The 14,239-nt window shown below is 61.9% G+C and carries 13 protein-coding genes; 10 read left to right on the top strand and 3 right to left on the bottom strand.

Annotated elements, in window-relative coordinates; translation table 11 throughout:
* Together C495_RS08130 and C495_RS08125 are read left to right on the top strand one after the other, a co-directional pair.
* Nucleotides 1-969, top strand: a 969-nt coding sequence (locus C495_RS08130) for a TrkH family potassium uptake protein (RefSeq protein WP_008161804.1), incomplete at its 5' end; no start/stop codon positions are given.
* Nucleotides 970-1,072: 103 nt separating this feature from the next.
* Nucleotides 1,073-1,993 carry a manganese-dependent inorganic pyrophosphatase gene (locus tag C495_RS08125; protein ID WP_008161802.1) on the top strand — a complete coding sequence of 307 codons (921 nt, stop codon included), beginning with the start codon at nt 1,073-1,075 and terminating at the stop codon, nt 1,991-1,993.
* Nucleotides 1,994-2,139: 146 nt separating this feature from the next.
* Here C495_RS08125 and C495_RS08120 read toward each other — a convergent pair whose 3' ends face one another.
* Nucleotides 2,140-2,610, bottom strand: coding sequence for a hypothetical protein (locus tag C495_RS08120; protein ID WP_008161800.1), 471 nt, complete (start codon nt 2,608-2,610; stop codon nt 2,140-2,142).
* Nucleotides 2,611-2,711: 101 nt separating this feature from the next.
* Between C495_RS08120 and C495_RS08115 the strand changes: the two genes are divergently transcribed.
* Complete coding sequence (locus tag C495_RS08115; protein ID WP_008161798.1) at nt 2,712-3,458, top strand: hypothetical protein; 747 nt, start codon at nt 2,712-2,714, stop codon at nt 3,456-3,458.
* Nucleotides 3,459-3,521: 63 nt separating this feature from the next.
* On the opposite strand, the gene hisA is transcribed toward C495_RS08115, so the two are convergent.
* Nucleotides 3,522-4,259, bottom strand: coding sequence for a 1-(5-phosphoribosyl)-5-[(5-phosphoribosylamino)methylideneamino]imidazole-4-carboxamide isomerase (gene hisA, locus C495_RS08110; protein WP_008161796.1), 738 nt, complete (start codon nt 4,257-4,259; stop codon nt 3,522-3,524).
* A gap of 126 nt (nt 4,260-4,385) precedes the next feature.
* Here hisA and C495_RS08105 point away from each other — a divergent pair, with 126 nt between their 5' ends.
* From C495_RS08105 to C495_RS08095, 3 genes are all read left to right on the top strand, one after another.
* A complete protein-coding gene (locus C495_RS08105; protein WP_008161795.1) occupies nt 4,386-6,242 on the top strand; it encodes an SLC13 family permease in 1,857 nt (618 codons plus the stop codon).
* Nucleotides 6,243-6,382: 140 nt separating this feature from the next.
* Nucleotides 6,383-7,549 (top strand): inorganic phosphate transporter, encoded by a 1,167-nt coding sequence (locus tag C495_RS08100; RefSeq protein WP_008161792.1) that lies wholly within the window; start codon nt 6,383-6,385, stop codon nt 7,547-7,549.
* Between the two features lie 40 nt (nt 7,550-7,589).
* A complete protein-coding gene (locus tag C495_RS08095; RefSeq protein ID WP_049890221.1) occupies nt 7,590-8,015 on the top strand; it encodes a universal stress protein in 426 nt (141 codons plus the stop codon).
* Between the two features lie 18 nt (nt 8,016-8,033).
* Here the strand turns inward: C495_RS08095 and C495_RS08090 are convergent, their stop codons facing one another.
* A complete protein-coding gene (locus C495_RS08090; protein ID WP_008161787.1) occupies nt 8,034-8,819 on the bottom strand; it encodes a hypothetical protein in 786 nt (261 codons plus the stop codon).
* 303 nt (nt 8,820-9,122) lie between these two features.
* Between C495_RS08090 and C495_RS08085 the strand changes: the two genes are divergently transcribed.
* The 4 genes from C495_RS08085 (at nt 9,123) to glmS (ending at nt 14,215) form a co-directional block, all read left to right on the top strand.
* Nucleotides 9,123-10,307: an inorganic phosphate transporter gene (locus C495_RS08085; protein WP_008161785.1), complete on the top strand. Its 1,185-nt coding sequence runs from the start codon at nt 9,123-9,125 to the stop codon at nt 10,305-10,307.
* 262 nt (nt 10,308-10,569) lie between these two features.
* Nucleotides 10,570-10,959 (top strand): ferredoxin Fer, encoded by a 390-nt coding sequence (gene fer, locus C495_RS08080; RefSeq protein ID WP_008161783.1) that lies wholly within the window; start codon nt 10,570-10,572, stop codon nt 10,957-10,959.
* Nucleotides 10,960-11,243: 284 nt separating this feature from the next.
* Nucleotides 11,244-12,413 (top strand): sugar phosphate nucleotidyltransferase, encoded by a 1,170-nt coding sequence (locus tag C495_RS08075; protein ID WP_008161782.1) that lies wholly within the window; start codon nt 11,244-11,246, stop codon nt 12,411-12,413.
* Nucleotides 12,413-14,215, top strand: coding sequence for a glutamine--fructose-6-phosphate transaminase (isomerizing) (gene glmS, locus C495_RS08070; protein WP_008161780.1), 1,803 nt, complete (start codon nt 12,413-12,415; stop codon nt 14,213-14,215). The genes C495_RS08075 and glmS overlap by 1 nt, the downstream gene beginning before the upstream one ends.
* The last annotated feature ends 24 nt before the right edge of the window (nt 14,216-14,239 follow it).

Here is a 14,239-nt window from a genome sequence, read left to right as displayed (position 1 = left end):
CCATCAGAGATGTGTATAAGAGACAGCATCTGGGGGCTGTACGTCGGCCTGACGGTGTTAGCCGCGTCGACGTTTTATCTGCTCCATCTGCTGGGGCTGGCACCGAACATGGACCTGTTCAACGCCGTCTCCCACGCGCTGACCAGCGTTGCCACCGCGGGCTTCTCGCCGGAGCCACAGAGCGCCGGTGCGTTCACACCGATCGCCCAGTGGGCTATTATCCCCTTTATGATCCTCGGCGCAACCAACTTCGTCCTGCTCTATTATATCACACAGGGCGAGTTCCGCCATCCCTTCGAATCCGAGGAGTTTCGGTTCTACATCGCCGTCCTCGTGAGCTTTAGCGCAATCGTGGCGGCGATTATCTGGATTGACCCGGAAATCAGTGACGGCCTCGAGCCGACGATCAGACATGCGTTGTTCAACGTGGTTTCGATCGTGTCGACGACGGGGTATGCATCGACCGACTTCTCGTTCTGGTCGTCGGGTGCGACACATATGCTGTTTCTCAGTATGTTCGTCGGCGGGATGGCTGGCTCGACGACCTGTTCGATCAAGTCGCTGCGCTGGCTGGTGACGTTCAAAGCGTTCCGGCGGAACCTGTTTACTTCGATCCATCCGGAAGCGGTTCGGCCACTTCGGCTCGGCGATAGAGTGATCGATGAGGAGACGGTCCGGGATATCTACGCCTACGTCTTGCTGGCGATCATCATCTTCTTCCTGTTGACGATTTTCGTCGTCATCGACGCCGCTCGAGCGAGTACGGCCGTCACCGAGTTCGAAGCGCTCGGAGCCTCCGCGTCGATCTTTCTCAATATCGGCCCTGCGTTCGGGATGGCCGGCCCGATGGACAACTACGCCGGCTTTCCCACCACCACGCGCGCCGTCATGGTCGTCATGATGTGGGTCGGCCGCATCGAGATCATCCCCGTGCTCGTCCTCTTGACGCCAGCGTTCTGGAAATCATGAGTGTGAAAACCACACGCACAGAGCGGCTCGAGGGCGATGTGCCGGTTTCAGTTGGCGACCGAAAAGACCTCACTTTTTAAAACTGTAGCACGAGATAGCGACCATGTCACAGACCAGTTACGTTATCGGACACCAGCAGCCAGACACGGACACGATCATCTCCGCCATCGCCCACGCACGCCTGAAGCAGGCACAGGGCGAAGACGTCGTCGCCGCGCGAGCCGGCGACCTGAACCCGGAGACGCAGTTCGTGCTCGAGCGCTGGGACGTCGAGGAACCGACGCTGCTCGAGGACGCGACGGGCGAACAGCTGCTTCTCGTTGACCACAACGAGCACAGCCAGACCGTCGAGGGTGCACGGGACGCTGATGTCGTCGAGATCATCGACCACCACCGAATCGGTGACGTCGAGACGAGCAACCCGATTCGCTTCCGGAACGAGCCGGTCGGCTCGACCGCGACGATTCTCACGGGCCTCTACGACGAGGCCGACGTCGAAATCGACGAACAGACCGCCGGCCTGTTGCTCAGCGGCCTGCTGAGCGACACCGTTGTGCTCCGCTCGCCGACGACCACCGAGACCGACGAGGTCGTCGCCGAACGCCTCGCGGAGATCGCCGGCGTCGACTACGAAGCGTACGGCAAAGAACTGCTCAAACAGAAGAGCAAACTCGGCGAGAAAGAGCCTCGAGAGATGGTGCTCGGCGACTTCAAGGAGTTCGAGTTCGGTGACGCCGACGTCGGCATCGGCCAGATCGAAACCGTCGAACCAGCCCCGGTGCTCGAGCAGCGCGATGCCGTCCTCGAGGCGATGGACGACGTCGTCGCCGAACGCGAGTACGCCCTGCTCGTCTTGCTCGTCACGGACCTCCTCGAGGAGGAATCGACCGCGCTGATCGCCGGCGACCACACCGACACCGTCGAAGACGCCCTCGACACCACCGTCGAAGACCGCGAGGCGTTCCTGCCCGGCGTCATGTCCCGCAAGAAGCAGGTCGTGCCGCCGCTCGAGGACGCGTTCTGAAGTCGGGTTGCGACGTTCGGGCGAGAAGCTCCCTACCTCGAGGAGTCGCCAACTGCGACAAGTCGGCAAACGTCGTTCACAGAGATGCAAGAAGGGAGTCCACGACCTGACCGGAGATCGTGTCCAGTTGCAGACAATTTCCGCTCTTACGTGTCGTCCTCGAGTCGGAACGTCGCACGGACCGGTTCTGGGAGGGGCGGTCGCGGGGCCGTTTCGTGGCGCTCGATTTTCTCGGGCGTTCGCGTTTTCTGGTGAACGGCTCGCGCCATTGGGACGCCTTTGAGATAGTTGAAGTCACCGAGGATGTCGGTACCATATTCAGTAAAGCCGTAGAACTTCCACGGCAAGCCGCGCTTTTTTTTGTTTGGCGGATACTCATAGATCTCGAGAATGTCCGCGTCAACGAGTACGTCCAGTTGCTCTTCGACGGTCTTTTTCGATTTACTCGGGACGAAATGGTTGATTTCAGCCGCCGATGCGAGGAGTTTCGGGTGCCCCACGAGTGCCTGAATGATGCTGTGTCGAGTTTCCTGTGACAGCAGCTCCATCAGCTCACGCTGCCGCTCTAAGGGGTTTTCCTCGTTGTCGGCTTTCGAATGCGCGGAGATGTCGGCCATTGTCAACTGAACATACGATGTCAGATTACATAAGCACAAGGGATTGATCATTCTCAGTTGGACCAGTATGGTTATTAGGCCATTTTTCCATATTGGTTAGTATGACGAAGATACCGGAGAACAGTGAAGAGCTCACGGACTTCATTCTGAACGATGTTCTCTACGGCTTAGAACTCGATCCGATAGACAGTGAACGGCTCCTTTTGTACATGCGAGAGCGACATGAGCACCTCTTTGGCCCACATTCGACGTATTTCGTGCTGGGCAGTTACGAATCGCCGTTCAAGTATCGTCTCGACGAAGCGCTTGACGTGCTGAACCACCGGCACGATGCCTACGCGTACTTGCTCGCTACACAGCCTGACCTCGACGTGTCGGATGCCATCCCGAATCTCAAAGTCAAGTTCTTTCTCCACGCCCTCTACGCAGATTCGATTCCGCTGCTTCTTGAACACGACACTGGTGGGGCGATCGCCGAGTTCGGACGCGTGGAACGCCCGGTGCTGCTTGACCGCACGTATCTCTTCCCGCGGGCACAGGAGGAACACTACGACGACGAGTCCCTACTCACAACACAAGACGCGATACTTGCTCGGGCCGTTGAACTGGCATATCGTGCGGATGACCTCGACAAAGAACTCGCTGCGCTCGCTACACAGGCTCGTGAGCACGGACTGGACATCTCGACGCAGGATCTCGAATCGTATCTGGAGTCCGAACTCGGCGGCCGCACGCCGTCGTATAGCGGCGTGATAACCGATTCACTCGTTCACCTCGAGTCACTGGACCAGTGCTTTTCGTGGACGACGACGGCGGAACTCGAAGATCGACTGTCGAACGTTCCGTAATCAGTTTCAAAAACGTGACGCCGCTGCCGTGCCTTCGTCACGACCCCGTCTTTCCACCGACGATTACTCGTCGATGGCCGACTGTGCCTCCTCGAGCGTGAACTTCCCCTCATACAGCGCACTGCCGACGACCACCGCCGCTGCGCCGGTCTCCGCGAGCGCGCGCACGTCCTCGAGGGTCGCCACGCCACCGCTGGCGATGACAGGAATCTCGGTCGCGTCGACTAACTCTCGAACCGGCTCCGTTGCGACGCCCTCGAGTTGCCCCTCGACGTCGACGTTCGTAAAGAGGATCGCGGTCGCACCCAGCTCCGCGTAGCGTTCGGCGGCTTCGACGGGCGTGATGCCCGCGCTTTCGGTCCAGCCCTCGACGACGACCTCGCCGTCTTTCGCGTCGAGGCTGACGACGACGCTGTCGGGATGGGTCTCGCTGATCTCGGCGACGATTTCGGGGTTCTCGACGGCCGCCGTGCCGAGGATGACACGGTCGAGGCCGCGCTCGAGGAGGTCGATCGCACCCTCGGCGGTCCGAATGCCGCCGCCGAGTTGGGTGGGGACGTCGACGGTCTCGAGGACGGCGTCGATGGCGTCCGCGTTCTGCCGTTCGCCCTCGAACGCCCCATCGAGGTCGACGAGGTGGAGCGACGACGCACCGGCGTCGATCCATCGCTGTGCGGCCTCGACCGGGTCGCCGTAGGTCTTCTCGGTGCCGCGTTCGCCCTGTACGAGCTGGACGACTTCGCCGTCTTGGACGTCGACTGCTGGGATTACCTCGAACCCATCGTGTGTGTTGGTGCGCATACTCATGTGCGCGCGTCGGACTCGAGTAAAGGCGACGGTTTCGGCGAACAGCCATCGCCCCAACACTGTTCGAGTTCCGTGCAGAATTGTTACATGTCCTGTCGGTGTGGCCACAGGTGAACGTTGATGGCAGACAGTCTGGCGCTCGCCCAGCAGCCGGTCTCCCAGCCAGCGCTGACGGCCGAGATGCTCGTGGTCTTCGGCGTCGTCGCGTTCGCGCTCGTGATGTTCGTCACCGAGCGGTTGCCGATCGACGTCACCGCGATCTTGTTGATCGTAATTCTGGTCGTCTTCGAGCCGTGGACGGGCGTCGACCCGAGTACCGGAATTTCCGGGTTCGCCAACGACGCGACGATTACGGTGCTCGCGATGTTGATCTTGAGTGGCGGTATCGCCCGCACGGGGCTCGTACAAGAACTTGGCCGCCGGATGGCATCGTATGCGGGCGACAGCATTCACAAACAGCTGTTCGCCACCGTCGTCGCGACCAGTCCCGTCTCCGGCTTCCTCAATAATACGCCCGTCGTCGCACTGTTGGTGCCGGTTGTCACCGACGTCGCCAACCGCGGGAACACGTCGCCGTCGAAGCTGCTGATCCCGCTGTCGTATGCCTCACAGGTCGGCGGCATGCTCACGCTCATCGGCACCTCGACGAACATCCTCGCAAGCGACATCAGCGCTCGACTCGGGGCAGACTACCCCGAACTCCATCGGTTCTCGATGTTCGAGTTCACGCAGCTGGGTGTCATCGTCGTCATCGTCGGCGCGCTGTATCTGATCTTCGTCGGCCACTACCTGCTTCCCGAGCGGGTCCCGGCACAGGCGGACTACGTCGAGGCCTACGACGTCGGTGACTACATCGTCGAAGTCGCCGTCGTCCCAGGGTCGCCGTACGTCGACGCGAGAGTCGGCACCGTAACCGAACACCTCGGCCCCGAAATCGACGTCGTACAGATCGTTCGCGACCGGGATCGGTCGGTCGCCCCGCGACAGGAGACACGCCTTCACGAGGGCGACGTGCTCGTTATCCGTACCGACCGAGACGCGATTACGATGCTCGAGGACGCCACGGGCGTCGAACTGGTCGGCAACCCCCAGTCCGACGCGGAGCTGTCGACCGACAACGAGGCAGGAATCATCACGGAACTGGTCGTCTCGCTCGACTCCCGGCTGGTCGGCGAACGCCTCGACCCCGAGTCGTTCCGCGAGGAGTTCAACGCCGCCGTCCTCGGGCTTCGCCACCACGGGGCGCTGATCAGCGATCGGATCGTCGGCAAACGACTCGACGTCGGCGACACGTTACTCGTTCAGGCCCCGCCGGACACGCTCGATCGACTCTCGCGGCGTGACGACGTGATCGTCGCCCGCGAACCACCCAAACCAGAGTACCGGGCCGATAAAGCGCCGATCGCGGTCGCCATCATGATCGGCGTCGTCGCCGTCGCCGCGCTGGATCTCTATCCGATCTTGCTCTCGGCGCTTGCCGGTGTCGTTGCGATGGTCGTCACGGGTGTCCTCGAGCCGAACGAACTGTACGACGCCGTCGAGTGGGACATCATCTTCCTGTTGGCGGGCGTAATTCCGCTCGGCATCGCACTGGAGCAGTCCGGGGCGGCAGCCTACCTCGCGTTTCTGGTCGTTTCGACGGCCGGGTTCCTCCCGACGCTCGTCGTGTTGTGGGTGTTTTACATCGTGACGGGGCTGATCACAGAGATGATCAGCAACAATGCGAGCGTCGTCTTGCTGATTCCGGTTGCAGCGGCTGCAGCGGCGGGGATCGGTGCGAACCCGCTCGCGTTCGTCTTCGCGGTCATGTTCGCCGCGAGCACCTCGTTTCTGGGGCCGATCGGCTACCAGACAAACCTGTTCGTCTACGGCCCCGGCGGCTACCGCTTTAGCGACTACTTCCGCATCGGCGCACCGCTGCAGTTGATCCTCTCGATCGTCACCGTCCTCGGCATCGCGTTCTTCTGGGGTGTGTAGAACAATCGATAGAAACGCGCCAACACACGAGAGAAAACGCGGACCACCTGCCCGGTTGTTCATAAAATACAAATGTAATACAGATAATGTATCAGAGCGTTCCAGTACTTATTTTACGAAGACACCCATATCGTTCAGTGATGGTCGAGACCATTCTCCTCGTTGGCGTCGTTGCGTCGATTTTTGTTGGGTTTAACATCGGTGGGTCATCGACCGGCATCGCGTGGGGACCGGCTGTAGGGGCCGGGTTGCTTCGGAAAACGACGGCGGCTGCGCTGATGACGTTTTTCGTCTTTCTCGGCGGCTGGACCGTCGGTCGAAACGTGATGGACACCCTGAGTGAGGGGATCATCACGATCGATATTTCGCTCGGGGCGGGTGTCGCCGTCCTCTTTTTCATCGGTCTCGGGATTCTCGTCGCGAACGTCTTCGGCGTCCCCGTCCCGACGTCGATGACCACCGTTGGAGCGATCGCCGGATTAGGGCTGGCGACTGGAACGCTCAACTTCGAGACGATCGGCTGGATCGTCTCGTGGTGGATTGTGACGCCGATCATCGGCTTCTGGATCGGGGCGACGATCGGCCGCTACATCTATCCGGAACTCAACCGGCGGTTCGAGATCAAAGCCTCCGAGGGGGCGTTGCTCACCTTCGATCGAAGTGGCTCGATACCGAAACCGACACTCGGCCCGAACACCACCAATCAGGAACTCGTCGGGACGATCGTCGTCTTCATCATCGGCTGTTACATGGCCTTCAGCGCCGGCGCGAGCAACGTTCCCAACGCCGTCGCCCCACTGGTCAGCAGTGGCGCACTCGAGGCGAATCCGGCGATCATCGTCGCAACCGTCGCGATCGGCCTCGGCGGCTTCACGATCGCCCGGCGGACGATGGAGTCCGTCGGCGGCGAACTCAGCGACATCCCGCTGTTGGCGGCGCTGATCGTCATGATCACCGCCTCGACGATCACGACCCTGCTCTCGTGGGCTGGCATTCCGATCAGCCTCGTCATGTCGTCGGTGATGACGATCGTCGGCCTCGGCTGGGGGCGTGCGACCCGTCCCGTCACGGCTCAGGAGGCCATCCGTGGTGAATCCGACAAAGAACTCGCGCCGGGTGCCCTGACCGCGGAGCCGGACGCCCCAGTCACACCGATCGGCGAGGAAGAACCCGAAGAAGTCCTCGACGCCGGCGATCTGTTCAACCCTCGAGCCGTCATGAAGTACATCTCGATGTGGGTCATCGGGCCGTCGATGTCGACGCTGCTCGCCTACGGCTTCTTCGTCGCGGTTCCGTTCGTTGGATAATCTCCCCCGCGCTTATTTTCGCCGTCGTCGTAGGTCACGTATGATTTCGCGCGTTCTCGTTCCCATGGACGGCTCCGAGATGAGCGAACACGCCCTCGAGTACGCCCTCGAGGCCTATCCAACCGCCGAGATAACCGTCTTGCGTGTCGTCGGCGAACCGTCGCCGATGTGGGGCGAAGCGTCGGGACTCGCTCTCGCAGACAACCTCGAGGAGGCAGCACAGAACCTCGCAGAACCAACGTTCGCCCGTGCCCGCGAACTCGTCGCCGACGCCGACGGGGATGCCGACCTCGAGACCGCCGTCGAACTCGGCCATCCCGTCCGGTCGATCATCAACCGAGCCGACGACTACGACACGGTCGTCATCGGAAGTCACGGCGGCACCGTGGCAGACCGCCTCTACGTCGGCAACGTCGCCAAACAGGTCGTCCACCGGTCGCCAACGCCGGTCGTGGTCGTTCGCTGACCGGCGCGTGACGGCCAGTTACTCCTCGGTCTGGTCGTCGTCGGCTTGCTCGAGCAGGTCCTCGACTTCGTCTTCTCGAGGCCGCCGATCGACACGCTCATCGACTGACTCGACCTGTGCCTGAACCCGCTCGAGTTGTTCGCCGACCGTCTCTTCGACCGTCTCCTCGACGGTTTCGCCCACTGTCTTGTCCACCGTCTCTTCGACTGTTTGCTCGACCGTCTCGCCCACGGTCTTGTCTACTGTCTCTTCGACCGTTTGCTCGACGGTTTCGCCCACGGTCTTGTCCACTGTCTCTTCGACCGTTTGCTCGACCGTCTCGCCCACGGTCTTGTCTACCGTCTCTTCGACTGTTTGCTCGACCGTCTCGCCCACAGTCTTGCCAACCGTCTCTTCGACCGTTTGCTCGACCGTGTCGCCAACGGTCTTGTCCACTGTCTCTTCGACAGTGTCGCTCACCGTCTGTTCGACCCGCTCGCCGACGGTCTTATCTACTGTCTCTTCGACCGTTTGCTCGACCGTCTCGCCAACGGTCTTGCCAACCGTCTCTTCGACCTGTTTCTCAACAGTGTCGCCAACCGTTTTCTCGACCGACTGTTCGACCGTTTCCTGAACCGTCGTGGTCATCCAGTCGGGATCGAACCGAGCCATCTTCCAGACGACGTGGAGCACGTACGAGGCGAACACCCCCAGTCCGAACATCAACCCGATCTGCGTATCGAGCGTTGCGATCAAGATAATCGAGAGGAGAATCAGCGCTCCGTACGCGAGGTCGATAACCGCATCGATGCGTGCCGGTCTCATCGTCGAGTCTCACCCGTTCCCGACTCGAGCAGTGTGTGTTGAGACCGCAGCGAACCGCGCCCGTCCCACGCCCGCCTCTCCAACTGAATCGGTGGTACGCGTACCAACATGATATCAGAAGACACGGTGTGAATCGGTGAAATCCTTTGGGAAAACAGTCATCGGTGACACGCTGTGGACACGAGCGCGGCCGGACACCCATCCCAACGACGGTCGCGCAGCCGTCATCCGTGGCGTCGGGTGGATCTCGGCAGTGTGCACAGATGGGCGCGTTTTTAGGATCGGGACACATACCGGCTAGCTGTGACGGAAGTACTGCTTATCGTTGGGATTCTGGTCGCGATCTTCGTCGGATACAATATCGGCGGCGCGACGACCGGCCCTGCGTTCGGGCCAGCCGTCGGCGCGAACGTGATCACGAAGCTGATGGCGGCCGCGCTCATGTCAGTCTTTTTCTTTCTCGGAGCGATCACAATCGGCCCACAGGTCGTCGACACGCTCGGTCGCGAACTCGTCACCGACACCGCCATCTTCACGATGCGTTCGAACGTCGCCGTGCTCTTTTTCATCGGCGGCGCGTTGTTCATCGGGAACTACGCGGGTGTCCCTGCGTCGACGTCGATGACTGCCGTCGGGGCAATCGCCGCCCTCGGCCTTGCGACCGGCGAACTCGACTTCGCCGTGCTCGGGCAGATCGTCGTCTGGTGGATCGTCGCGCCGATCATCGGCTTCTGGGTCGCCGGTATGATCGGCCGGTACTTCTATCCGCGAATCAACGCGTGGGTCGCCATCGAAAGCAACGCCGACGGCGAGAACCCGATGGTCAGCATCGACCGCTCGAGCGTCGTCCCCCGTCTACAGTTCGGAAAGGACGCCGACCGACGGGAGATCACGGGCGCGCTGGTCGTCGTCGGGATCGGCTGCCTGATGGCGTTTTCCTCCGGGACGAGCAACATCGCAAACGCGATCGCGCCGATCTACGGCACCGGCGACGTCGACATGATCCCGCTGATCCTGATCGGCTCGGCAGCCGTCACCATCGGCTGTTTCACCATCGCTCGGCGGACGCTCGATACGCTCGGCAACGACATCACGAACCTGCCGCTGACCGCGGCGATCGTCGTCGCCGTCATCAGTTCGGGGATCGTCATCGGCCTCTCGTCGATCGGCATTCCCGCCAGTTTCGTCGTCATCGCGACGATGAGCATCGTCGGGTTGGGATGGGGGCGAGCAACCCGGACCACCACGCTCTCTGACGTCAGAGCCGGCGAGGAAACCCACGTCTCAGTTGGCGCGCTGACTGCCGAGCAAGAAGGCGAACCCTCACCCGAGATCGGCGAGGAAGAACCCGAGGACATCCCCAGCGCCTCCGATCTGTTCAATCCCTCGACGACTGCCCGCGTGATCCTGATGCAAAACGTCGTGCCGATCCTCTCGACGGTCGGTGCCTTTCTCACCTTCCGATTCGTCCCGATATTCGGCTTCTGAGTGGACCGCAAGCGCCGAGTCGCACTCGAGGCTCGAGGACACTCACCGACGTCGCGGTCGGCCCGTTGCCACCGTCATCGAACGCGACAAATACGGCGACTACCGTGCCCGTTTGTCCCAGCATCTCGTTTTTTCCGCTTCGTTCCACCCTCATACTCGGTAAACAATGACGTTCAACGGTTCGAATACATCAATCCTACCTGAAAGTCAATTTAAGACCGAACAGCAAGCTATACCAGTACGGGACTCGAACCGGGGAGTGATGCCCACGGTAGAATACCTCAACTACGAAGTACTGGACGACCAGGGCTGGGAAATGGACGACGACGACCTCTTCGAGAAAGCCGCTGACGCTGGCCTCGACACCGAGGACTACGACACCCTCGAAGTCGCCGAAGGCGAGTACATCCTCGAGGCCGCCGAGGCCCAGGGCTATGACTGGCCCTTCTCCTGCCGTGCAGGTGCCTGTGCGAACTGTGCTGCAATCGTCTACGAGGGCGAGATCGAGATGGACATGCAGCAGATCCTCTCGGACGAGGAAGTCGAGGACAAAAACGTCCGTCTGACCTGCATCGGTTCCGCAGAGACCGATGAAGTGCAGATCGTCTACAACGCAAAGCACCTCGACTACCTGCAGAACCGCGTCATTTAAAGACCAAACCCGCGCCGTACGCGGTTTCCGAACCGAATCACCAATTTCTTCGACCGCTTTCGCCGAAAAGAGTGATCACCCTCGAGCAGCATCCGGAGTGGCTGGTGTTCGAGACCACCGACACGCGGAATCCTCTGCGAGACGATCTGTCGCCCGAGTGCAGTCGCCGCTGTGAGACAGTGACTACTGAGTTGGAATCTGACACACCGCGACGCCGGAACGTTTACCCAATCGGAATCACCACTACCCAATAGATAGACGATGGCCAGTATTGGAGGCAACCAATGACCATTCGATCTGCGATCGTACTCGCCGGAGGCGAGGGGATGCGGCTCCGGCCGCTGACGCGACATCGGCCGAAACCGATGCTTCCCGCAGGCACCAAACCGATTCTCGAGCACGTCTTCGACCAGCTGATCGACGCCGGTATCACGGACCTGACGGTCGTCGTCGGCTACGGCCGGACGGCCGTCCAGTCTCACTTCGGACCCTCCTACCGGGACGTCCCGATCGAGTACGTCGTTCAGGAGACACAACTCGGCAGCGCACACGCACTCGCAGCTGCCACATCGACGATCGACGAGACGACGCTGGTGGTCAACGGTGACCAGCTCGTCGACAGCGACATCATCGGCGAGACGATGAAGTGTCACGACTCGACGGTCGGTGCAACACTCGGCGTCATTTCCTACGCCGATGTCACCGATTACGGAGGCGTGCTCGTCGACGATGGAACCGTCACGGAGATCGTCGAGAATCCGACTGACGGTCGAGAGTATCGACTCAATGCTGGTGTCTACGCACTCGAGCCCGACGCGGTCGAGATTATGACTGGTATCGAGCCCGAGGCGGGGGAGTTCTCGCTCGTCGACGGGCTCTCGACGCTGCTCGAGGACGGGATACCGATCGCTGCGGCGGCCACTGACGGAATGTGGATCGACGCCACGTTCCCCTGGGATCTCCTCGAGGTCGCCGAAACGCTGTTCGAGAGCACCACCGTCGAGAGTCACGTGGCTGACGCGGCGCGCGTCCATGACACTGCAACCGTCATCGAGCCAGTCCTCATCGCGCCGGACTGTGTTGTCGGCCCGGGTGCCGTCGTCGGCCCCTACACCTGTCTGGGGGAGAACGTCACTGTCGGTGCGAACGCGGTCGTCGAGCACAGCGTCATCGATTCCGACACGCGAATCGGCGCGAACGCGACCGTTATCGACTGTGTGACTGGCCGTGGCGTCGGCATCGGCCCCGACTCGACAGTCGTCGGTGGGCCGGGTGATGTCCACGTCGGCGAAACGATCCACCGAAACGAAGCCCTCGGGGCGCTGATCGCGGACCGCGCCGTCGACGAGGGAGGCGTCACCTACGCACCGGGAACCATCATCGGCTCGGAAGTGTCAATTCGGGCCGGCACGACGGTAGACGGGTCGATTGACTCCAACACGGAGGTCCGCTGATGTGTGGGATCATCGGCGTCGTCGGCGAGACCGAGGAAACCGCCGCGGTCGACGTGTTGCTGGACGGGCTCTCACAACTCGAGTACCGCGGCTACGACTCCGCGGGCATCGCCCTCGCGAACACGGAACTCAACGTCCACAAGGCCCAAGGTGAACTTGAGGCACTCGAGTCGGCCGTGTCGCGACCCGCACTTCGGGGCTCATCGACCGGCATCGGGCACACGCGCTGGAGTACCCACGGGCCACCATCGGACGCAAACGCCCACCCTCACACCGACGCCGACGAGCAGGTTGCGGTCGTCCACAACGGCATCATCGAGAACTATCAGGCGCTTCGCGACGAGCTGACGGCGGCCGGCGTCGAGTTCGCAAGCGACACCGACACCGAAGTCGTCCCGCATCTCATCGCCTCGCACCTGGCGGCCGGCGACGACCCCGAGCGGGCGTTCCGACGCGCTGTCGACCGCATCGAGGGCAGTTACGCGATCGCAGCCGTCTTTGCAGGCGAGGACGCGATCTACGGCGTCAGAAACGAGTCGCCGCTCGTACTCGGACTCGGCGACGACGCCTCGTATCTCGCCAGCGACGTGCCGGCGTTTATCGACCACACAGATCGCGTCGTCTACCTCGAGGACGGCGAGTTCGTTCGCCTCGGTCCCGACGGCGTGCAGGTGACCGACGCGGACGGGACCCGAGTCGAGACGACGGTCGAGACGGTCGACTGGGACGCCGCCGACACCGGCAAGAGCGGGTACGACCACTACATGCTGAAGGAGATCCACGAGCAGCCGACGGCGCTCCGACAGTGTCTGCGCGGGCGCGTCGACGAACTCGAGGGCGACATCTCCCTCGAGTCGCTTGCCGACCTCGAACAGTCCGGGCCGGTCCAGTTCGTCGCCTGTGGAACCTCCTACCACGCGGCGCTGTACGGCGCGGCGCTCTGTCGGGAACACGGCGTTCGGGCGACGGCCTCCATCGCAAGCGAGTACACGACCGATCGAGTCCCGGTCGACGAGGACACCCTCGTCGTCGGCGTCACCCAGAGCGGCGAAACGGCTGATACGCTCCGGGCACTCCGAGAGGCCAGCCGTGCGGGCGGTCGGACGCTCGCGGTCACGAACACCGTGGGTAGCTCCATCACGCGCGTCTGCGATCACGCGCTGTACATCCGCGCCGGCCCGGAGATCGGTGTCGCCGCGACGAAGACGTTCGCCAGCCAGCAACTCGCACTAACGTTGTTGGCAGCATCGCTTTCCAACACCAGTTCCCACCGGGAGATCGAGTCCCTTCGGGCCGTTCCGGATCAGGTCCAGACCGTCCTCGATACGTCGCAGGCGAAGGCGATCGCCGAGGAGTTCGTCAACGCCGACGCCTTCTTCTTTATCGGACGTGGGCTGGCGTACCCGGTCGCCCTCGAGGGTGCATTGAAGTTCAAAGAGATTACCTACGAACACGCCGAGGGCTTTGCAGCCGGCGAGTTGAAACACGGGCCGCTTGCGCTGGTCACCAAGGACACGCCGGTGTTCGCGATCGTGACGGGCGACGGGAAACGGGCCCGGAAGACGATCTCGAACATCAAGGAGGTCGAAGCCCGGGACGCCCCCGTCATCGTCGTCACGGATGGGGAGTCCGAAGCCGAACGGTACGCCGATCACGTCCTCGAGATTCCAGCCACCGACGAGCGCGGTGCAACCGTGCTCGCGAACGTCCAGCTTCAGTTAGTGTCGTACTGGGTCGCGAACCTGCTTGGCCGCTCGATCGACAAGCCGCGAAACCTCGCGAAGAGCGTCACTGTCGAGTGAAAGCGCTGGACGAGAGACGATCGT

Origin of the sequence: Natronorubrum sulfidifaciens JCM 14089 (assembly GCF_000337735.1) — an archaeon.
GTDB classification, from domain to species: domain Archaea; phylum Halobacteriota; class Halobacteria; order Halobacteriales; family Natrialbaceae; genus Natronorubrum; species Natronorubrum sulfidifaciens.
The sequence above is the reverse complement of the archived record's forward strand: the minus strand, read 5'-3'. Positions and strand labels throughout refer to the sequence as shown.

Coding starts and splice junctions, on each gene's coding strand:
- C495_RS08125 (WP_008161802.1), top strand. CDS start 1,073: ATGTCACAGACCAGTTACGTTATCGGACACCAGCAGCCAGACACGGAC.
- C495_RS08120 (WP_008161800.1), bottom strand. CDS start 2,610: ATGGCCGACATCTCCGCGCATTCGAAAGCCGACAACGAGGAAAACCCC.
- C495_RS08115 (WP_008161798.1), top strand. CDS start 2,712: ATGACGAAGATACCGGAGAACAGTGAAGAGCTCACGGACTTCATTCTG.
- hisA (WP_008161796.1), bottom strand. CDS start 4,259: ATGCGCACCAACACACACGATGGGTTCGAGGTAATCCCAGCAGTCGAC.
- C495_RS08105 (WP_008161795.1), top strand. CDS start 4,386: ATGGCAGACAGTCTGGCGCTCGCCCAGCAGCCGGTCTCCCAGCCAGCG.
- C495_RS08100 (WP_008161792.1), top strand. CDS start 6,383: ATGGTCGAGACCATTCTCCTCGTTGGCGTCGTTGCGTCGATTTTTGTT.
- C495_RS08095 (WP_049890221.1), top strand. CDS start 7,590: ATGATTTCGCGCGTTCTCGTTCCCATGGACGGCTCCGAGATGAGCGAA.
- C495_RS08090 (WP_008161787.1), bottom strand. CDS start 8,819: ATGAGACCGGCACGCATCGATGCGGTTATCGACCTCGCGTACGGAGCG.
- fer (WP_008161783.1), top strand. CDS start 10,570: ATGCCCACGGTAGAATACCTCAACTACGAAGTACTGGACGACCAGGGC.
- C495_RS08075 (WP_008161782.1), top strand. CDS start 11,244: ATGACCATTCGATCTGCGATCGTACTCGCCGGAGGCGAGGGGATGCGG.
- glmS (WP_008161780.1), top strand. CDS start 12,413: ATGTGTGGGATCATCGGCGTCGTCGGCGAGACCGAGGAAACCGCCGCG.